General features: G+C 70.0%; 18 protein-coding genes. 8 read left to right on the top strand and 10 right to left on the bottom strand.

Going from position 1 to position 18,333, the window contains the following annotated elements; all coding sequences use genetic code 11:
* Positions 1–117: 117 nt before the first annotated feature.
* From ACZ6DT_RS30175 to ACZ6DT_RS30150, 6 genes are all read right to left on the bottom strand, one after another.
* On the bottom strand, positions 118–1,452 hold the full coding sequence (locus ACZ6DT_RS30175) for an MCE family protein (protein ID WP_465601657.1): 1,335 nt from the start codon (positions 1,450–1,452) through the stop codon (positions 118–120).
* On the bottom strand, positions 1,449–2,297 hold the full coding sequence (locus ACZ6DT_RS30170) for an MlaE family ABC transporter permease (RefSeq protein WP_465601654.1): 849 nt from the start codon (positions 2,295–2,297) through the stop codon (positions 1,449–1,451). Before ACZ6DT_RS30170 ends, ACZ6DT_RS30175 begins: the two co-directional genes overlap by 4 nt.
* Before the next feature lies 1 nt (position 2,298).
* Entirely contained in the window at positions 2,299–3,084 is a 786-nt protein-coding gene (locus tag ACZ6DT_RS30165; RefSeq protein ID WP_091597335.1) for an MlaE family ABC transporter permease, read from the bottom strand.
* 143 nt (positions 3,085–3,227) lie between these two features.
* Positions 3,228–3,989, bottom strand: a complete 762-nt coding sequence (locus ACZ6DT_RS30160; RefSeq protein ID WP_465601730.1) for a glucose 1-dehydrogenase — start codon at positions 3,987–3,989, stop codon at positions 3,228–3,230.
* 25 nt (positions 3,990–4,014) lie between these two features.
* A complete protein-coding gene (locus ACZ6DT_RS30155; RefSeq protein WP_465601651.1) occupies positions 4,015–4,899 on the bottom strand; it encodes a 3-oxoacyl-ACP reductase in 885 nt (294 codons plus the stop codon).
* A gap of 71 nt (positions 4,900–4,970) precedes the next feature.
* On the bottom strand, positions 4,971–5,162 hold the full coding sequence (locus ACZ6DT_RS30150; RefSeq protein ID WP_465601648.1) for a ferredoxin: 192 nt from the start codon (positions 5,160–5,162) through the stop codon (positions 4,971–4,973).
* A 103-nt stretch (positions 5,163–5,265) separates the two neighbouring features.
* Between ACZ6DT_RS30150 and ACZ6DT_RS30145 the strand changes: the two genes are divergently transcribed.
* The 4 genes from ACZ6DT_RS30145 (at position 5,266) to ACZ6DT_RS30130 (ending at position 9,436) form a co-directional block, all read left to right on the top strand.
* Entirely contained in the window at positions 5,266–6,447 is a 1,182-nt protein-coding gene (locus tag ACZ6DT_RS30145) for an acyl-CoA dehydrogenase family protein (RefSeq protein WP_465601645.1), read from the top strand.
* A gap of 9 nt (positions 6,448–6,456) precedes the next feature.
* Complete coding sequence (locus tag ACZ6DT_RS30140; protein ID WP_465601642.1) at positions 6,457–7,530, top strand: acyl-CoA dehydrogenase family protein; 1,074 nt, start codon at positions 6,457–6,459, stop codon at positions 7,528–7,530.
* Entirely contained in the window at positions 7,527–9,038 is a 1,512-nt protein-coding gene (locus ACZ6DT_RS30135; RefSeq protein WP_465601639.1) for a long-chain-fatty-acid--CoA ligase, read from the top strand. Before ACZ6DT_RS30140 ends, ACZ6DT_RS30135 begins: the two co-directional genes overlap by 4 nt.
* A 95-nt stretch (positions 9,039–9,133) precedes the next feature.
* Entirely contained in the window at positions 9,134–9,436 is a 303-nt protein-coding gene (locus ACZ6DT_RS30130; RefSeq protein ID WP_465601637.1) for a hypothetical protein, read from the top strand.
* On the opposite strand, the gene ACZ6DT_RS30125 is transcribed toward ACZ6DT_RS30130, so the two are convergent.
* Positions 9,388–9,993, bottom strand: coding sequence for a TetR/AcrR family transcriptional regulator (locus ACZ6DT_RS30125; RefSeq protein ID WP_465601634.1), 606 nt, complete (start codon positions 9,991–9,993; stop codon positions 9,388–9,390). The genes ACZ6DT_RS30130 and ACZ6DT_RS30125 overlap by 49 nt on opposite strands.
* Before the next feature lie 64 nt (positions 9,994–10,057).
* On the opposite strand from ACZ6DT_RS30125, the gene ACZ6DT_RS30120 reads away from it, so the two are divergent.
* Together ACZ6DT_RS30120 and ACZ6DT_RS30115 are read left to right on the top strand one after the other, a co-directional pair.
* Positions 10,058–10,483: an SgcJ/EcaC family oxidoreductase gene (locus ACZ6DT_RS30120; protein ID WP_465601631.1), complete on the top strand. Its 426-nt coding sequence runs from the start codon at positions 10,058–10,060 to the stop codon at positions 10,481–10,483.
* A gap of 28 nt (positions 10,484–10,511) precedes the next feature.
* Positions 10,512–11,423, top strand: coding sequence for a hypothetical protein (locus ACZ6DT_RS30115; RefSeq protein ID WP_465601628.1), 912 nt, complete (start codon positions 10,512–10,514; stop codon positions 11,421–11,423).
* On the opposite strand, the gene ACZ6DT_RS30110 is transcribed toward ACZ6DT_RS30115, so the two are convergent.
* Genes ACZ6DT_RS30110 through ACZ6DT_RS30100 form a run of 3 tightly spaced genes read right to left on the bottom strand, consistent with a single transcriptional unit; the run spans position 11,416 to position 16,188 of the window.
* The gene (locus ACZ6DT_RS30110; protein WP_465601625.1) at positions 11,416–14,109 is read right to left on the bottom strand and encodes a bifunctional acetate--CoA ligase family protein/GNAT family N-acetyltransferase; all 2,694 of its coding nucleotides are present in this window, start codon (positions 14,107–14,109) and stop codon (positions 11,416–11,418) included. The two genes, ACZ6DT_RS30115 and ACZ6DT_RS30110, sit on opposite strands and share 8 nt — an antisense overlap.
* A gap of 1 nt (position 14,110) precedes the next feature.
* A complete protein-coding gene (locus ACZ6DT_RS30105; protein WP_465601622.1) occupies positions 14,111–15,283 on the bottom strand; it encodes an acetoin utilization protein AcuC in 1,173 nt (390 codons plus the stop codon).
* 56 nt (positions 15,284–15,339) lie between these two features.
* On the bottom strand, positions 15,340–16,188 hold the full coding sequence (locus ACZ6DT_RS30100) for a sulfurtransferase (RefSeq protein ID WP_465601620.1): 849 nt from the start codon (positions 16,186–16,188) through the stop codon (positions 15,340–15,342).
* Positions 16,189–16,295: 107 nt separating this feature from the next.
* Between ACZ6DT_RS30100 and ACZ6DT_RS30095 the strand changes: the two genes are divergently transcribed.
* Both ACZ6DT_RS30095 and galK read left to right on the top strand, forming a co-directional pair.
* Complete coding sequence (locus ACZ6DT_RS30095) at positions 16,296–17,015, top strand: metal-dependent transcriptional regulator (protein WP_465601617.1); 720 nt, start codon at positions 16,296–16,298, stop codon at positions 17,013–17,015.
* Entirely contained in the window at positions 17,012–18,193 is a 1,182-nt protein-coding gene (gene galK / locus ACZ6DT_RS30090; protein WP_465601615.1) for a galactokinase, read from the top strand. Before ACZ6DT_RS30095 ends, galK begins: the two co-directional genes overlap by 4 nt.
* Positions 18,194–18,333 lie beyond the last annotated feature (140 nt).

Here is an 18,333-nt window from a genome sequence, read left to right as displayed (position 1 = left end):
GCGGGTGCGTGTGGATTTCTTTCCTCCCCCCCCCCCCCCCCCCCCCCCCCCCCCCACGACCACCTGTACCGACGCGTGTCCGCAGGTTCGGTTCCTGCCTCACGTTCGCGTCGCGGCTCATCGCAGCTCCACCTCCGCCCCGCGGTACAGCGGCCCCACCAGCAGACTGCCCCAGTTCGGTACCTGGTCCGGCGTCGTGCCCATGGCAGGCGACACGAGCAGGTCGATCAGCCGTTGTTCGTCGGGTGTGTTCACCACCGAACCGCCCGCGCTCCCGCCCGAAGGCAAGGTCCCGTTCGAGGGCAGGGTGCCGTCGGGGTCGCGCGGCGGCGCGGGTTTCGAGGATCCGTCGTCGATGGCGCCGTCCGGCGGGTACTGCGGCCAGCGTCCCGGCGGCGGCACCTCGGGGTAGCACCTCGGGCCGCGTTTGTCGTTGTACTTCGGCTCGTCGACACCGGGCAGGTACTTGCCCCGGCTCGGCGTGAACTCGATGGTCACCCGGCTGACCTCGGGATGCGCGGTGCCCTTGCCGAACGCGAGTTCCGCGCGGGGCACCGATCCGGCGAGCTGCTTGAGCAGGCATGGGTACTCCGGCGCGTACTTCGCGAGGACGTCCAACGTGGGCTGCAGGCTGGTGGTGAGCCGGATCAGGTTGTCCTGGTTCACTTTCAGGAAGCTCGTCAGGTCGATCGAAGCGGCGGTCACCGTCGAGTAGACGTCGGCGAGACCGCGCTGGCCTTCGACCAGGGTCTTGCTCGTGGTGGTCAGATCCGACAGCGCGGCCAGCAGATCCGGCGCGGCCTTGTCGTAGATCACGGCGGCGTCGGCGAGTCCGGTGATGTCGGCCTTGAGATCGGGCAGCGACGGGTTCAGCTTCCCGAGGTAGTCCGAAAGCCCGGCCAGCGTCGTGCCGAGTTGCTTGCCCTGACCGTCCAAAGCGGACGCGACGGCGTTGAGCGTGCTGGCCATCTTCTCCGGCTGGACGGCCTGCAGCAACGGCATCACGTTGCCCAGCACGGTTTCCAGCTCGATCGCGCTGCTGCTGCGGTCCTGCGGGATGACGTCACCCTCGGCGATGTGCCGCTCCGGCTTCTCGGGGACCTGCAAAGCGACATACCGCTCACCGAACAACGTCTTCGGCAGCAGCCGAGCGGACACGTTCGACGGAATGACCGACGTCTTGTCCGGGTGCAGCGCCAGTTCCATCGTCGCCCGATCACCGTGCGCCTGGATCTTCCGGACTTCGCCGACGACCATCCCGCGCACCTTGACGTCCGCGCCCTCGCGCATCTGGTTGCCGACGCGGTCGGTCTCCAGCCTCACCAGGGTCACCGTGGTGAAGGCCTTCTGGTAGAAGGCGATGGTGGTGACGAAGAACAGCACGACCACCACGAGGAAGATCAGCCCCAGCACCTGGTGCCGGAGCCGCTGCAGCAGAATCCTCCTGTTCACCCGGAAATCCTCACCGTCGTCGTGGCGCCCCAGATCGCGAGGCTGAGGAAGAAGTCGAGTACCGAGATCAGCACGATCGAGGTCCGCACCGCGCGCCCGACCGCGACACCGACCCCGGCGGGCCCACCGCTGGCGGTGTAGCCGTAATAGCAATGGGACAGGATGACGAGCACGCTGAAGATGATCACCTTGAGGAACGACCAGAGCACGTCCTCGGGCGGCAGGAAGAGCGTGAAGTAGTGGTCGTAGGTTCCCGCGGATTGGCCGTAGAGCCAGATGGTGATCTGCCGCGAGGCGAGGTAGGACGAGAGCAGGCCGACGGCGTAGAGCGGGATGACCGCGGTGACGCCGGCGATCACCCGCGTCGTCACCAGGTACGGCAGGCTCGGCACGCCCATCACTTCGAGCGCGTCGATCTCCTCGGAAATCTTCATGGCGCCCAGTTGCGCGGTGAACCCGCAGCCGACGGTGGCCGAGAGCGCGAGCCCGGCCGAGAGCGGCGCGACCTCGCGGGTGTTGAAATAGGCCGAGATGAACCCGGTGAGCGCGGCGGTGCCGAGCTGGTTCAGCGCCGAGTAGCCCTGCAGGCCGACGATGAGCCCGGTGAACAGCGTCATCCCGATCATCACGCCGAGCGTCCCGCCGATCACCGCGAGCGCGCCGGTGCCGAAGCTGACTTCGGTCAGCAGGCGGAAGATCTCGCGGCCGTAGCGCCGGATCGTGCGCGGGGTCCAGGCCAGCGCACGGAAGTAGAACGACAGCTGGCCGCCGAAGCCTTCCAGCATCGCGCCGGGACGCGCGATGATCTCGAGCGTCCGATCCGGAACAGCGGGTTCGCTCGCCATGTCACATCGCCTTCGGCGGCACGATCCGCAGGTAGATCGCGGTCAGCACGACGTTGATCAGGAACAGCAGCAGGAACGTGATGACCACGGCCTGGTTCACCGCGTCGCCGACGCCCTTCGGCCCGCCCGCCGGATTCAGCCCGCGGAACGCCGCCACCACCCCGGCGACGAAACCGTAGAGCAGCGCCTTGATCTCACTGATCCACAGGTCCGGCACCTGCGCGAGCGCGTTGAAGCTGGCGAGGTACGCACCCGGCGTGCCGCCCTGCATGACGACGTTGAAGAAGTACCCGCCGAGCACGCCGACGACGCTGACCAAACCGTTCAGCAGTACCGAAACCACGATGGCCGCGAGTACCCGGGGCACGATCAGGCGCTGGATCGGGTTGACCCCGAGGACTTCCATCGCGTCGATCTCTTCGCGAATCTTGCGGGCACCGATATCGGCGCAGACCGCGCTGCCACCCGCGCCCGCCACGAGCAGCGCGGTGATCAACGGGCTCGCCTGTTGCACGATCGCGAGCGCGCTCGCGGCGCCGGTGAACGACTGCGCGCCGATCTGCTGCGTCAGCGAGCCCAGCTGCAAGGCGATGACCGCGCCGAACGGGATCGCGACCAACGCCGTCGGCAGGATGGTGACACTGGCGAAGAACCAGCACTGCTGAATCCACTCGCGGAACTGGAACGGGCGTTTGAAGATCGCGCGCAGGACTTCCCACGACAAGGTCGCGAGCCTGCCGACCTGGATGAGCGCACCCGTACCCGGGACGGACACCGATGCGTTCACAGAACCTCCCAGTAGCCTGCCCCGAGTTTTTTCCACCTGTCAACGCCCCATCGCGTCGGCGGTGTTCACTCTGCTCTCGGCACCTCCGCGTCAGTCCGTCCATGCCCCCGCCACCGCCCTCAACGGAGGCGCTTCGCGCCCAGTCAAAATCTGAGTGCGTGCGTCGCGGTCGCTCCGCCGTCCGCGACGAATTCCGAACCCGTGCTGTACGAGCTTTCGTCACTGGCCAGGAACAACACGAGTTTCGCGATGTCCTCCGGCTGCCCGACGCGGCCCAAGGCGACCTTCTTGCCCACCCACGACATGTCGACTTTCCGCCCGCCCGCGGCGGCGGCGACCATCGGGGTGTCGATCGCCCCGGGATGGACCGAATTGACCCGGATGTTCTTCGCGCCGAGTTCGAGCGCCGCGACCTTGGTCATCCCGCGGATCGCGAACTTGCTCGCGGTGTAGGCGACGAGGAACGGCATCCCGGCGAGGCCTTCCACTGAGGACACGTTGACGATGGAGCCGCCCCCGGCTCCGGTCATCGGTTCAACGACCGAACGCATCCCGAGAAACGCCCCGATCTGATTGACCCGGATGACGCGTTCGTAGTCGGCGAGCGTGGTCTTGCCCAATTCCGAGAAGTGCAGGATGCCCGCGTTGTTGACCAGTACGGTCGGCGGGCCGAACTCCGAACGGGCGCGCTCGATCGCGGCGTCCCATGCAGCCTCGTCGCCGACGTCCAGATGCTGGTAGACGGCCGATTCGCCGAGATCGGCGGCGAGTTTCTCGCCGTCGGGGTCGTTGATGTCGGCGATCACCACACGCGCGCCCTCGGCCACGAACAACCGCGCGGCCGCCTCGCCCTGCCCGCGGGCGCCGCCGGTGATCAGCGCTACCTTGCCGTCGAGCCTGCCCATCGTCATCCACACCTGTTCCTGTTGTTCACGGCAGCGACATGATCTCGGAGGCGGAGAACATCCGTTCCGGGTCGCGGTCGGCGAAGTAGCCGCCCACGCCGGCGGCGAGTTCGTCGGCGGTCCAGATGCCGTTGACGGTGTCGAACCGCTGTTCCACCGAAGGCGGCCGCATCAGCGCGACCATCCCGCCGTGGACGAGGAAGACCTGGCCGTTGATCCGGTCGGATTCCGGCGAGCAGAGGAAGGACACGAACGGCGCCACGTGGTCGACCGAAAGCGGGTCGATCCCCTCCGGCGCGTCGGCTCCGAAGACGGCTTCGGTCATCGCGGTGCGGGCGCGGGGGCAGATCGCGTTGGCGCGGACACCGTAGCGGGAAAGGCCGCGCGCGGTGGAGACGGTGAGCGCGACGATGCCCGCTTTCGCGGCGCCGTAGTTCGGCTGGCCGGGAGCGCCGAGCAGGAACGACTCCGACGCGGTGTTGACCACCCGGCCGTACACCGGCGCTCCGTCTACTTTGGACTTGTCACGCCAGTACGCCCCGGCGTTGCGGGAAAGCAGGAAGTGCCCGCGAAGGTGGACCCGGAGCACCGTGTCCCATTCCTCGTCGGACATCGAGAACAGCATCCGGTCGCGCAGCACGCCGGCGTTGTTGACCAGGACGTGCAGACCGCCGAAGTGGTCGACGGCGGCGGTGAGCAGTTCGTCCGCGGTCGAGGACTCCGAGACGTCGCCGGTGACCGCGACAGCCTTGCCGCCTTCGACCTCGATCTCGTCGGCCACCGCCTGCGCCGCGGCCGACACGTCGTTAACCACCACCGACGCCCCCGCGGCGGCCAGTGCCAGCGCCTCGGCCCGGCCGAGTCCCGCGCCGGCTCCGGTCACGATGGCCGTCTTGCCGTCCAAACTCACTCCGGGCCTCCTTGCCTCTCCCCACACATTAGAATCTGTTCTCGCTGTATGCAAGCGTCAAATAAACGGTGCTAACCACGTATGAGCAGCGCGTTTTTCGGACAGCTCGCCACAGCTTGAGAAACACGTTCTACTTGATTATGCGGAACCTTGGCCGACGCCAGGACAAGCTCCTCGTCGTCGTCCAGATCGAAGACCTCCGGCGCGAAGCCGACACAGATCGCGTTCGCCTCGCAGAGCGAGCGATCGACGCCGATCTCCATATTCCCTCCTCGCCGTCACACCTGGTACAACTAGAACAGGTTCTACCCTACCGCCGCGGGCGGCCATGGCACCAGTAACGAGCACCGACGGCAGAGGTGACGGATGCGGATCGACTACACGCCGGAGCAGCGCGCACTGGCCGGGGAACTCCGGGAGTACTTCGCCGGGCTGATGACCCCCGAACGCCGCGAAGCCCTGGCCGGTGACGGCGGCGAGTACGGCGACGCCCTGGTGTACAAGGAAATCGTCCGGGACCTCGGCAGTTCGGGCTGGCTCGCGATCGGCTGGTCCCGCGAGTACGGCGGGCAGGACCGCTCGATGCTGGACCAGCTCGTCTTCACCGACGAGGCGGCCGCGGCGGGGGTGCCCGTCCCGTTTCTCACGGTGAACACCGTCGGGCCGACCATCATGCGTTACGGCACCGAAGAACAGAAGGCGTTCTACCTGCCGAAGATCGCCGCCGGCGAGCTGCACTTCGCGATCGGCTACTCCGAACCGGGCGCGGGGACCGACCTGGCGGCGCTGCGCACCCGCGCGATCCGCGACGGCGACGACTACGTCATCAACGGCCAGAAGATGTGGACGAGCCTGATCGAGTACGCCGACTACATCTGGCTGGCCGCCCGCACCGATCCCGACGCCCACCGGCACAAGGGCCTGAGCATGCTGATCGTGCCGACGTCGGCGCCGGGCTTTTCCTGGACGAAGGTGCACACGGTCGCCGGCCCTGGCACGAGCGCGACCTACTACGACGACGTGCGCGTGCCGGTGACCTCCCGGGTCGCCGGGGAGAACGAGGGCTGGCCGCTCATCACGAACCAGCTCAACCACGAACGGGTCGCGCTGACCTCGGCCGCGCCGATCCAGACGTCGCTGCGCGAGGTGCGGACCTGGGCGCAGGCCACGAAACTGCCTGACGGCTCCCGTGTCATCGACCGGCCGTGGGTGCGGTTGCATCTGGCGCGGGTCCACGCGCACGCCGAGTACCTGAAACTGCGGAACTGGCGGATCGCCTGGGCGGCCGCGAGCGGTGACCTCGGCCCGGCGGAGGCGTCGGCGACCAAGGTGTTCGGCACGGAGTTCGCGATCGAGGCCTACCGGCTGATGATGGAGATCCTCGGCGCGGGCGCCGTCGTCCGCGACGGTTCCCCCGGCGCCCTGTTGCGCGGCCGGATCGAACGGCTGCACCGCTCGTCACTGATCCTCACCTTCGGCGGCGGCGCCAACGAGATCCAGCGGGACATGATCGCCGCGACCGCCCTCGGCCTGCCCGTCACGCGCTAGGAGATATCGATGGACTTCACGCTGACCGAAGCGCAGAAGGATCTCGCGTCGCTCACGAACCGGATCCTGACGGACAAGGTCACTCCCGATGTGCTGGGACCGCATGGTTCCGGCGGGTTCGACGCTCCACTGTGGACTTCACTGGCCCAGGCGGGGGTGCTCGACGCCGCACTGCCGCAGTCGGTCGGCGGTGGCGGGTTCGGGCTGCTGGAGCAGTGTTCCGTACTGGCCGAGATCGGCCGCGCGGTCGCGCCGGTGCCTTATCTGACGTCGGTCGTCCTCGGCGCGGCGGCGGTGGCCGAGTTCGGGGACGGGCGGCTCGCGGAGCGTTGGGTCGTCCCGGTCCTGCGCGGCGACCACGTCCTCGCGGTGGCACTGCCGGATTACGGCGTGCCATGCGGGTTCACCACCGAGGCCGACGGCGACGGCTGGCGGCTGACCGGCGCCCAGACCGCGGTGGCTTCGGGCGCCTTCGCGCACGGGTTCCTCGTCGAAGCCGCCATCGACGGCGGACGGCAGGTGTTCCTGCTCGACCGGGACGCGGTGACCGTTTCCCCGCAGCGGACCGTCGATCACGCCGACGCGGCGCTCGTCGAACTGTCCGGCGCGAAAGCCGCGACCTCACTGGGTGACATCGGCGAATGGCTGCGACTGCGGGCCACGATCGGCGTCTGCGCCCAGCAGCTCGGCGTCGTCGAACGGGCGCTGGAGCTCACCGCGGCGTACGCGCGGGAGCGCAAGCAGTTCGGCCATCTCATCGGGAGTTTCCAGGCGGTGCGGCAGCGGCTCGCCGACGCCTACGTCGACGTCGAAGCCGTCCGGTTGACGTTGTGGCAGGCCGCCTGGCGGCTCATCGAGGGCCTTCCGGCGGCCGGAGAGGTCGCGACGGCGAAGTTCTGGGCGGCGGAAGCCGGGCATCGCGTCGCGCACACGGCCGTGCACATCCATGGCGGGGTCGGCATCGACGTCGACCACACCCTGCATCGCTACTTCGTCGCGGCGAAACGGCTCGAGTTCACCTTGGGCGGCGCGACCGCGCAACTACGGGGGCTCGGCGACCTGCTGGCCGCGGACCCGGCGTGACCGCCACGGTCACGGAACTCCTGCTCGCGCGGGCGGAGGACCGCTCGACCGGGCTGCTGTTCGAAAACCGGCGATGGACCTGGGCCGAACACGTCCGGGCCTGCGCCGGATACGCGGCCGCGCTCGCCGCGATCCTGCGGCCCCGCGGGCATTTCGGGCTGCTGGCGGACAACGTCCCCGAGTTCTCGTTCCTGCTCGGCGGCGCGGCGCTTTCGGGGCGCGTACTGGTCGGCCTGAACCCGACGCGCCGGGGCGCGGCGCTGGCCCGCGACGTCGCGCTGGCCGACTGCGAGCTGGTGTTCGCCGAGGAGAAGTACCTCCCGCTTCTGTCCGAGGCCGGTGTCCCGGTGCTGCCACTGAGCGAGCTCAAGCCGGCGCCGGAGGCCGTCGCCCCCGTGGCCGCGAAGCCCGAAGACCTGCTCATGCTGATCTTCACCTCCGGCACCAGCGGCGACCCGAAGGCCGTCCGGTGCACGCACGGGAAGATCGCCTACCCCGGCGAGATGCTGGCGACCCGATTCGGCCTGTCCACACAGGACACCGTGTACGTGTCGATGCCGCTGTTCCACTCCAACGCCATCATGGCGGGCTGGTCGGTCGGCCTCGCAGCGGGTGCGGGGATCGCGCTGCGACGACGGTTCTCCGCCTCGGGTTTCCTGCCGGACGTGCGGAAGTTCGGTGCGACCTACGCCAACTACGTCGGCAAGCCGCTGTCCTATGTGCTCACCACTCCCGAGCGGGACGACGACGCCGACAACCCCTTGAAACTGTTCTACGGTAACGAAGGCGCGGAAGCCGACCTCGCCGCTTTCGGCATGCGCTTCGGTTGCCACGTCGTCGACGCGTTCGGCTCGACCGAGGGCGGCGTGAACTTCGGCCGGGACGCCACCACCCCGGCCGGTTCACTCGGCCGTCTGCTCGAAGGCGTCGCCGTACTCGATCCGGAGACCGGGAAACCCTGTCCCCCGGGGGAATTCGACGCGCGCGGAAAGCTGCTCAACGCCGCCGAGGCGGTCGGCGAGCTGGTCAACACAGGCGGGCCCGGGTTCTTCGCCGGCTACTACGGCGATCCGGTCGCCGAGGCCGAGCGGATGCGCGACGGGATGTACCACACCGGCGACCTGGCATACCTCGACGCGGACGGCTACTGCTACTTCGCGGGACGGCTCGGCGACTGGCTCCGGGTCGACGGCGAGAACCTCGGTACCGCACCGATCGAACGCGCGCTCCTCCGCCATCCCTCGGTCGGCGAGGCCGCCGTGTACGGGGTGCCGGATCCGCGGGTGGGCGACCAGGTGATGGCCGCCCTGGTCTGCCGGTCGCCGATCGACGCGGCCGAGTTCGCCGCTTTCGTTGCCGCACAAGCCGATCTCGGGCCGAAGCAGTGGCCCCGGTACATGCGCACGCTCGGCGAACTACCGCGGACGGCGACGCACAAGGTACTCAAACGGGAACTGGCGGCGGACGGGACACGCGACGCCCAAGAGCTACGCTACCCCCGCGTTTAGTCCTCTGGATGCGGTAGTTCGCCTTGGCAACTACCGCATCCAGAGGACTAAACGCGGGGGGCCGTGAGCCGCGGGCGATTCCAGGGTCGGCACCGGTGATCTTGCCGATGAGCGCCGGCGACCACCGCGCGGCGCCGGACGCGTCCTGGCAGGAGTTCCTGCGCAACCAGCGCGGCTGGACTTGCGACGCGCGGCTACCGGACGGTGAACACTTCAGCTTCACCGATTACCAGACGCTGTTGCCGCAACTGGGCAACGCTCCGGCCGCGTTCGTCGGCACCATCGACCCGGCGCGGAGCGTCGCCACGCAGCGCGCGCGGCTCTCGGCGTTCTTCGGCAAGACGCTGCGTCACCGAAGCAGCGAAGCGACCAGCGTGTCCTTGAGCCAGGCTTCGTAGTCGTCGTGGCTCCACCCGGCCTCGGTGACAAGGCTGGCGTGGACGTCGGCGCTCATCAGGGCCACGGCGACATCCGCGGCCCTGGGCGCCACGGCACGCCCGCTCTCCCGGACCCGGTCGATGACCATCTCGACACCGAGCCGGTTGCGCCGGGCGCCTTCCGCCTGTGTCGCGGCGATGTCCGGGTCGACGGCGGCACCGGAGCCCAGCATCGTGACGATGTCGCCGCAGCGTTCCCGGACCTGGCGCGCGACCCTGGCCAGCAGGCCGAGCAGTTCGACCGGGTCTTCGGTCCGCCGCGCCTCGGCGACGAGGTCGGGAATCCCGGCTTCGTCGTCGAGGAGATCGACGAGCCCGCCGAGAACACCGGCCTTCGAACCGAAGTGGGCGTAGATGGTCTGCGGGGACACCCCCGCTTCCTGAGCGATGAGGCGGATCGGCGTCCGCGCGTACCCGCGTTCGGCGAACAGCCCGCGGGCCGCCGTCAGGATCGTGCGCAGCGTCAGCGCCTCACGACGGTCGCGCAACCGGACGATGCCGGGCAGGTCGGCGGACATGTATGCTCCTGAAAGTTGGAACGTTGTTCTAAACAATGGATCGATGTTACACGAAAGGATAGCGTTGACCATCGAGGAGATCATCACCGAGCTGGAACGCGCCTGGAACGCGGGCGACGGGGCGGCGTGGGCCGCGTGCTTCGCCGAGGACGCGGACTTCGTCGACGTCGTCGGCCGCATCCAGCGCGGCCGCGCGACAATCACTCGCGAGCTCCAGAACATCTTCGACACCATCTACCGCGGTAGCACGCTGGAGATCCGCCAGTTGTCGAGCCGCCCGCTCGGCGGCGGATTCGACCTCGTGCACACGGCGACCGTGCTGTCCATCCCCGCCGGTCCCCTCGCCGGGCAGGTCCGCGGGGTACAGACGAAACTCGTCCACGACGGCGAGATCGTCGCGTTCCACAACACGATCCGACGCGATATCGCGGAGTTCACCGGCCACGACGCGGATCTCGCCGCCCGGTCGCCCCTGGGTTGGGATTCCTGATCGGCGTCGTTCGCGGGACACTGACGGCGTGACGCGCCTGAGGAAGCATTGGCTCTGGCCGCTCGTGATCAGCGTGCTCGCGCTCGGCGCCTTCGCCGGACTCGGCCTGCTGACCCGGGCGGTGCTCGGCTCGCGAGGCAACCGGGCGCTGGCGGACACCGGCGGGTTCGGCGTGTGGTCGATGCTCATCGCGGCGTCGGTGGTGCTGTTCGCCTTCCTGTTCGCGCCTTCGGTCCACCTCACGGCCTGGCGCCGCCTGGCCGGGGTCGCGGTCTGGAAACCGGCTCTGGCGTACGGGATTTTCGCGGTGATTCTCTTTGCTTTCCAGTGGAAGGCCGGCTCGCCGATCGGCGACCTCAAACCCACGACGGCGATCGGGGTCTCGCGGACCCTGCTCGCCCTCGGCCTGATCGCGGCGGCGCCCGCGGTGCTGGGCCTGTGGCTCAACCACACGCGCCTCCGCCGGATCTCGCGGGTGTTCGACGGCGAGATCAGGGAGCGGGCCGTCGACGTGCTCGGCGAACTCCTCGAATGCAAGCGCGCCAACGGAGCGTGTCTCGCCGTGCTGGCGCTCATTGTGTCCACGGCGGTCATCGACGCCGGAGCCCAGCGCCGGGCGTTCCTCGCGACAGGCACCCCGAAAGAGGCCTTCCCGCCGGAAAACGTGCTGCTTTACGGCGCGCTGTTCACCGCGATCTCGCTCCTGCTCTACGTCCCGGTGTTCCTCGCGTGGAAGACCCGGTGTCTCCGGCTGATCGACGAGATCTATCCGCTGCCTTCCGACGCGCGGCCGACCGAGGACTGGCTCGCCGGACGCGCCCGGCTGACCAAGCTGTTCGGGACCGACGCCACGGTGGGCAAAATCGTCGCGGCGGCGTTCGGGATCCTCGCGCCGCTGGCGGTGAGCGTGCTCGCCGTGATGCTCCCCGGGCTCAAGTAGGGGCGTTGATCGGCCGCAGCCGTCGCGGCCCGGTGTCGGGACGGGTAGGCGGCGGACCCAGCACGATCCGGGCGTTGGCGACGAAAGCGCCGTCGGGCGAGGCCAGGATCGGGTCGAGCGTCATCGAGCGGACCTCGGGGTTGTCCTCCGCGAGCGCCGCGACACGCAGCACGATGTCCTGGAGCGCGGCCAGATCCGCCGGTTCGTCGCCGCGGTACCCGGTGAGCAGCGGCGACGCCCGCGGCTCGCGCAGGAGGGTGGCGGCGTCGACGTCGGTGAGCGGGACGGCGCGGTAGGCCCGGTCCCCCAGCAGCGTGCTGACCAGCCCGGAGAGACCGAACGACACGAGCGTGCCGAACGACGGATCGTCCTGCAGCCCGACCACGCACGAAATACCCTTGGGCGCCATCCGCTGGACGTAGACCTCGTCGTCGTGGGAGATCTCGCGCAGATCGGAGTACGCCCGGCGCACTCCGTCCACAGAGGACAGATCGAGCCGCACGCCCGCGAGGTCCGGCCTGCCGCGCAGCCGTTCGTCGACGGCCTTGAGGGTGATCGGGAACCCCAGCTCCTCTGCCGCCTTCACCGCTTCGTCCGCGGACGAGGCGACCCGGAACGGGACGACGTCGATGCCGTAGCAACCCAGGAGCCGGACGACGTCGTCTTCGGACAGCAGCGTCGTCTTGCCGTCCTCACCCGCCAGCAGTTCGGCGACGATCACCTGCGCCTGCTCGGCATGCAGACCCGCGGGCCGCACCAGGTTGCCCTGCGGCCGCTGCCGCCAGGCGGCGTAGCGCACGACCCGCGCGAGCGCGTTCACCGCCCGTTCGGGGCTGGGGTACGAGGGGACCGAACCCCGCGTCGGCACGCCGTCCTCGGACAACACGGCCAGCTCGTCCGGCACGCCCTCGACGGCGAGGAAGGTCGACACGATCGGCTTGTTCTTGTCCATCTCGACGACGGCGTCCCGCAGCGCGCGGGCGTAGGCCGTGCCCGGGATCGCGAGCGGCGGCACGAAGACCACGACGAGCGCGTCGGTCTCCGGGGAGTTGAGTGCTTCGCGCACGGCGGCGGCGAATTCCTCCGGGCTCGCCTGCGGCCCGACGTCGACGGGGTCGGCGCCCAGGCGGAGGCCGTGCGCCCGCGCGGTGTCGGCGGCGAGCAGCCCGATGGCGCTGGAGTTGCCCACGATGGCGACCCGCGGCCCGGCGGGCAGCGGCTGATGCGCGAAGACCAGCGCGGTGTCGAAGAGCTGTGCGAGCGTGTCGACGCGGACGACGCCCGCCTGTTCGAACAGGGCTTGGACGCTCGACTCGTCGACCTCCGCCGAGGTCGCGGCGAGTTGCGGGCGGACGGCGTGCCTGCCGGATTTCACCGCCACCACCGGCTTCGTCCGCGCCAGCCGCCGCGCGAGGCGGGCGAACTTGCGTGGGTTGCCGAACGATTCCAGGTACAGCAGGACGAGGTCGGTCGCGGGATCGGTCTCCCAATACTGGAGCAGGTCGTTGCCGGAGACGTCGGCCCGGTTACCCGCCGAGACGAACGTCGAGAGCCCGAGACCGCGCGATTCGGCGTCGGCGAGGATCGCGGTGCCCAGCGCGCCGGACTGGCAGAAGAACCCGGTGCGGCCACGCGCGGGCAGGCGCGGCGCTAGCGTGGCGTTGAGCCGGACCGAGGCGTCGGTGTTGAGCACGCCCAGCGCGTTCGGGCCGACGACCCGCATACCGTGCGCCCTGGCCTCCCCGACCAGTCTCAGTTCGGCGTGCAGCCCGTGCGGACCGGCCTCGGCGAACCCGGCCGAGACGATCAGGAGGGTTTTGACCCCCTTGGCCAGCGCACCGTCCAAAACGGACTCGACGGCCTCGGCGGGCACGGCGACCAGCGCGAGGTCGACGTCCTCGGGAATGTCCACCACGGACGGATAGGCACGCACGCCGCGGACGGACTTGTGCTCGGGGTTGACCGGGTAGACCGTGCCGGCGAAGTCGGCGCTGAGCAGGTTCGTGAGGGCGACGTAGCCGATCTTCGTCGGATCGGTGGACGCGCCGATCACCGCGACCGACTTCGGGTGCAGCAGGTTGTGCACGCTGCGCGCCTCGGCGGCCTGCTCCCGGGAGCGGGCGACCGCGAGCGACTCCTCGGTCGGGTCGATGTCGAACTCCAGGTGCAGCACGCCTTCTTCGATCTCGCGGCTGACCTGGTAGCCCGCGTCACGGAACACGCGGACCATCGCCGCGTTCTCGGCGAGCACCTCGGCGACGAAGCGGCGAAGCCCGCATTCCGAGGCGGCGGCGGCCAGATGCTCCAGCAGGATCGACCCGAGACCGCGGCCCTGGTGGGCGTCGTCGACGACGAACGCGACCTCGGCCGACGGTCCGTGTTCGAGCCGTTCGTAGCGGCCGACCGCGACGATGTCGTCGCCCAGCAGCGCGACGAAGGCGACCCTGTCGTGGTGGTCGACGACGGAGAACCGTTCGAGGTCCCGCTGCGGGATCCGCGGATAGGCGCCGAAGTAGCGGAAGTACCGGGTGCGTTCGGACAACCGCCCGTGGAAGGCGACGAGCCCGTCGGCGTCGCTGGGGATCACCGGGCGCAGGTGCACCGTGCCGCCGTCGGAGAGCAGGACGTCGGCCTCCCACTCCCGCGGGAAGTCGTAGGGGTCGCGTTTGGTGTCTTCACTGGCCATGTCAGTCCCTCGGATCGTCCGGATCGAGGCCGTGCAGCGGGAAGATCGCCCGGCGGGTGTCGCGGATGGCGATGTCGACCGGCTCGTCCGCCCCGTCTCCCCACGGGACGTACGCGGTGTCGCGGTCGTCGGACATGCCGGGCGGAATTTCGGCTTTCGGCGCCGCCCTGGAGATCGACGCGACCCAGTTCGGCGGCAGGGCCGTCGCCGGATCGACGTCGCGGTCGAGCACGGTGGCGAGCAGATGGGTCCAGGACCGGGGCACCACCCGGATCAGCTGGTAACCACCGCCGCCCACGGCGAGCCAGCGGCCGCCGGCGTGCGCTTCGGACAGTTCACGCAGCCGCCGGTAGATGGCGCGATGGCCGTCCACCGAGAGCGAGAGGTCCGCCAGCGGGTCTTCCTCGTGGGAGTCGACGCCGCATTGGGTGACGAGGATCTGTGGCCGGAACTGCTCCAGCAGTGACGGCACCACCGCCTCGAACGCCCGCAGCCATCCGCCGTCTCGGGTGCCCGGCGGCAGCGGCAGGTTGACCGCCGTGCCCTCTGCCCCGCCCTTGCCGATCTCCGCCGAGTAGCCCGTGCCCGGCCACAACGTGAACGGGTGCTGGTGCAGGGAAACGGTCAGCACCCGGGGGTCGTCGTAGAACGCCTCCTGCACGCCGTCTCCGTGGTGGACGTCGGTGTCGACGTAGGCGATGCGGTCGAAGCCATGGTCCAGCAGCCATGACATCGCCACCGAACAGTCGTTGTAGACGCAGAAACCCGACGCCTTGCCCGGCATCGCGTGATGCAGCCCGCCGGCGATGTTCACCGCCCTGGTCGCCTCGCCCTCGGCGATCTTGCGCGCGGCCAGCAGCGTCGAGCCCACCACCAGCGCGGAAGCCTCGTGCATCCCGGTGAACACCGGGTTGTCCTCCGTGCCGAGCCCGTGCGCGAAATCGGCTCCGGTCATCGGCGCCTGCCGGACGGCCTCGAGGTACTCGCCGAGGTGCACGCGGCGCAGCTCGTCTTCGCCCGCCGGGCCGGGGACGAGCAGTTCGACCCCGTCGAGCACGCCGAGTTCGGTGGCGAGCCGGATGGTCAGTTCGAGCCGGACCGGGTTGAACGGATGCTCGCCGCCGAGGTCGTAACCCAGCAGCGAGGAGTCCCATACGACGGCCGGTGCTCGCATGGCCCGAACTCTAGTGCCCGAAAGCGGCTCGTGCCCCGTTCCGGACCCGGCGCGAGTCAGCCGGGCAGGTCCCCGGTGGCGACCGGGCGCTCCGGATCGCGGGACCAGTGGGACCACGAACCCGCGTACAGCGCCGCGGGCTCCGGGTGACCGGCGACCTCGAGCGCGAGCACGACGGACGAGGCGGTGACCCCCGATCCACAGTAGACACCGACCGGGGTCCCCGGCGTCACGCCGAGGCCTTCGAACCGCTCGGCCAGCTCCGAGTCGTCACGCCAGCGACCGTCCTCCGCGACATGCCCGGAGAAGGGCGCGTTGACCGCGCCGGGGATATGCCCGGCGCGCGGGTCGATCGGCTCGGTCTCCCCCGCGTACCTCGGCCTCGCCCGCGCGTCGAAGAGCAGCCCGTCCCTGGCGAGCGTGGCGGCCCCGTCCGCGTCCAGCACCGGCATGCCGCCGGGCTTCACGACGATGTCGCCCTCCGCGGGCGAGGGGATCTCGCCGGTGAGCGGGCGCTTTTCCCCGGCCCAGGCGGCGAACCCGCCGTCCAGTACGGCGACCTCGGCGTGCCCGGCCCAGCGCAGCAGCCACCACGCCCTGGCCGCGACCGAACCGTCGGAGTCGTCGTAAACCACGACCGGGTGACCGGCGCGGACCCCGGCCGCCCGCAGGTGCCGTTGCAACGTCTCCGGGTCCGGAAGCGGATGACGGCCGCCGTCACCCGGCTCACCGGCGAGCGCCGTGTCGAGGTCGACGTACACCGCGCCCGGGAGATGCGCCTCACGGTAGGAATCGGCACCGGGCGGGCCGGCGAGCCGCCACCGGACGTCGAGGATCACGGAGCGTGCCGATTCCGGCCCGGACAGCTGCGCGGCGAGTTGGCCGGTGGTGATCATGGGGCGCATCCGCCCATCTTTCCGCGTCTCACGCTTCACGCCCAGCTTGGGGGACTTTTCCCGCCTCGGCGCTTGTTCTCCCCACGCCTGCGTCGCTGTCGGTGCCAGCGACTACGATGAGCAACGCGGACGAAGGGGACAGCGTGAACGATCTCATCGACACCACCGAGATGTACTTGCGTACGATCTACGAGCTCGAAGAGGAAGGTGTCGTCCCGCTGCGGGCCCGGATCGCGGAGCGGCTGCAGCAGAGCGGCCCGACCGTGAGCCAGACCGTCGCCAGGATGGAGCGCGACGGGCTGGTCGTGGTCGCGGACGACAGGCACCTGCAGCTGACCGAACACGGTCGCGAGCTCGCCATCGCGGTCATGCGCAAGCATCGCCTGGCCGAGCGCCTCCTGGTCGATGTCATCGGCCTGGAGTGGGAGCACGTCCACAACGAAGCCTGCCGCTGGGAACACGTGATGAGCGAGGCCGTCGAGCGCAAGCTGGTCAAGCTGCTCGACCACCCCACCACCTCGCCCTACGGCAACCCGATCCCGGGGCTGGACAAGCTCGGCGACGGTGATCCCGCCCCGCCCGCCGAAGCCGATCTCGTGCGGCTCGACGAGTTCGCCCGCATGGGTGGCGGCGAGGTCGAGATCCGCCGTATCGCCGAGCACGTCCAGCTGGACGAGAGGCTGATGACGGAGCTCAAGTCCGTCGGCATCGTGCCCGGCAGCCGGGTCAAGGTCGGCAAGGCGGCGCCCGGCGGGACCATAGAGGTCACCGGCGGGAGCAGCACCGCACTGGTTCCCGTGTCGGCGCTGCACGCCGTGCTGGCGCAGGCCAGGTGAGCGCCGCGTCCGACGCCGCGGAGACCTTCCAGGCCCTCCACGGCCGGGCCCCGGCGGGAGTCTGGTCCGCGCCCGGCCGGGTGAACCTGATCGGTGAGCACACCGACTACAACGACGGTTTCGTGCTGCCCTTCGCCCTCCCGCACCGGCTCGCCGCCGCCGCGGCCCCGCGCGAGGACGGTGTGCTGACCGTGGCCACCCTCGGCTCGGACGGCAAGGTTCAGGAATCCGGCCCGCTCACCATCGCCGATCTGCTGCCCGGCTCGGTCGAAGGGTGGGCCGCGTACCCGGCGGGGGTCGCGTGGGTCCTGCGTGACCAGGGCCTCGGCGGCGGCGCGGACGTGGCGATCGCGGGAAACGTGCCCTCGGGGGCCGGCCTGTCCTCCTCCCACGCGCTCGAATGCGCGGTCGCGCTCGCCCTCCTGGGGCTGGCGGACATCACTCCCGGGGCCGGCGCGGGTTCGCCGGGCCTGCACGAGGTCGCCCGCTGGGTGCAGCGTTCGGAGAACGACTTCGTCGGTGCCCCGACCGGTCTGCTCGACCAGACCGCTTCCCTGTGCTGCACGGAATCGAACGTGCTGTTCCTCGACGTCCGCTCCGGCGAACTGGAGCAGGTGCCGTTCCCGCTGGAGGAATCCGGCGTCCGGATCCTGATCATGGACACCCGCACGAAGCACTCGCACGCCGAGGGCGGCTACGGCGAACGCCGGGCGGGCTGCGAGCGCGCCGCGGAGCTGCTCGAGGTGAAGGCGCTGAGGGACATCGACGTCGACGGGCTGGACGCCGCCCTCGACAGGCTGCCGTCCGAACTCGTACCACTGGTGCGCCACGTGGTGACGGAGAACCAGCGCGTCCTCGATACCGTGGACCTGCTGCGGGCGGGCCGGATCACCGAGATCGGCCCCCACTTGGACGCCTCGCACGTCAGCATGCGCGACGACTACCGGATCTCCACCCGGGAACTCGACCTCGCCGTCGATTCGGCCCGCGAAGCCGGGGCGCTCGGCGCGCGGATGACCGGCGGCGGCTTCGGCGGTTCGGCGATCGCACTGGTCCGCGAGTCCGATGTGGACACTGTGGGCCGGGCGGTGAAGGCCGCGTACGAAGCGGCGGATCTGCGCCACCCCAGGCTGTTCACCGCGGTGCCGTCGCGCGGCGCCGGCCGCGACGAGCTCTAGCCCGGGGTCGGCCCCGTGACGCCCAGGCGTGCCGCGAAGGCCACTTTGGCGTGATTCGCGTGTCCAGGCGCGGGACACGCGTGCTTGGGGACGGAACACGCGTGTTCGAAGGGCGAACACGCCGAGGCCGGATTCCGCGG

It is taken from the genome of Amycolatopsis sp. NPDC041971, from assembly GCF_055588925.1.
The sequence above is the reverse complement of the archived record's forward strand: the minus strand, read 5'-3'. Positions and strand labels throughout refer to the sequence as shown.

Bases quoted from the DNA above. Each gene is read 5' to 3' on its own strand.
- ACZ6DT_RS30140 (WP_465601642.1), top strand. From the start codon at position 6,457: ATGGACTTCACGCTGACCGAAGCGCAGAAGGATCTCGCGTCGCTCACG.
- ACZ6DT_RS30145 (WP_465601645.1), top strand. From the start codon at position 5,266: ATGCGGATCGACTACACGCCGGAGCAGCGCGCACTGGCCGGGGAACTC.
- ACZ6DT_RS30110 (WP_465601625.1), bottom strand. From the start codon at position 14,109: ATGGCCAGTGAAGACACCAAACGCGACCCCTACGACTTCCCGCGGGAG.
- ACZ6DT_RS30170 (WP_465601654.1), bottom strand. From the start codon at position 2,297: ATGGCGAGCGAACCCGCTGTTCCGGATCGGACGCTCGAGATCATCGCG.
- ACZ6DT_RS30125 (WP_465601634.1), bottom strand. From the start codon at position 9,993: ATGTCCGCCGACCTGCCCGGCATCGTCCGGTTGCGCGACCGTCGTGAG.
- ACZ6DT_RS30100 (WP_465601620.1), bottom strand. From the start codon at position 16,188: ATGCGCCCCATGATCACCACCGGCCAACTCGCCGCGCAGCTGTCCGGG.
- ACZ6DT_RS30160 (WP_465601730.1), bottom strand. From the start codon at position 3,989: ATGGGCAGGCTCGACGGCAAGGTAGCGCTGATCACCGGCGGCGCCCGC.
- ACZ6DT_RS30150 (WP_465601648.1), bottom strand. From the start codon at position 5,162: ATGGAGATCGGCGTCGATCGCTCGCTCTGCGAGGCGAACGCGATCTGT.
- ACZ6DT_RS30105 (WP_465601622.1), bottom strand. From the start codon at position 15,283: ATGCGAGCACCGGCCGTCGTATGGGACTCCTCGCTGCTGGGTTACGAC.
- ACZ6DT_RS30095 (WP_465601617.1), top strand. From the start codon at position 16,296: ATGAGCAACGCGGACGAAGGGGACAGCGTGAACGATCTCATCGACACC.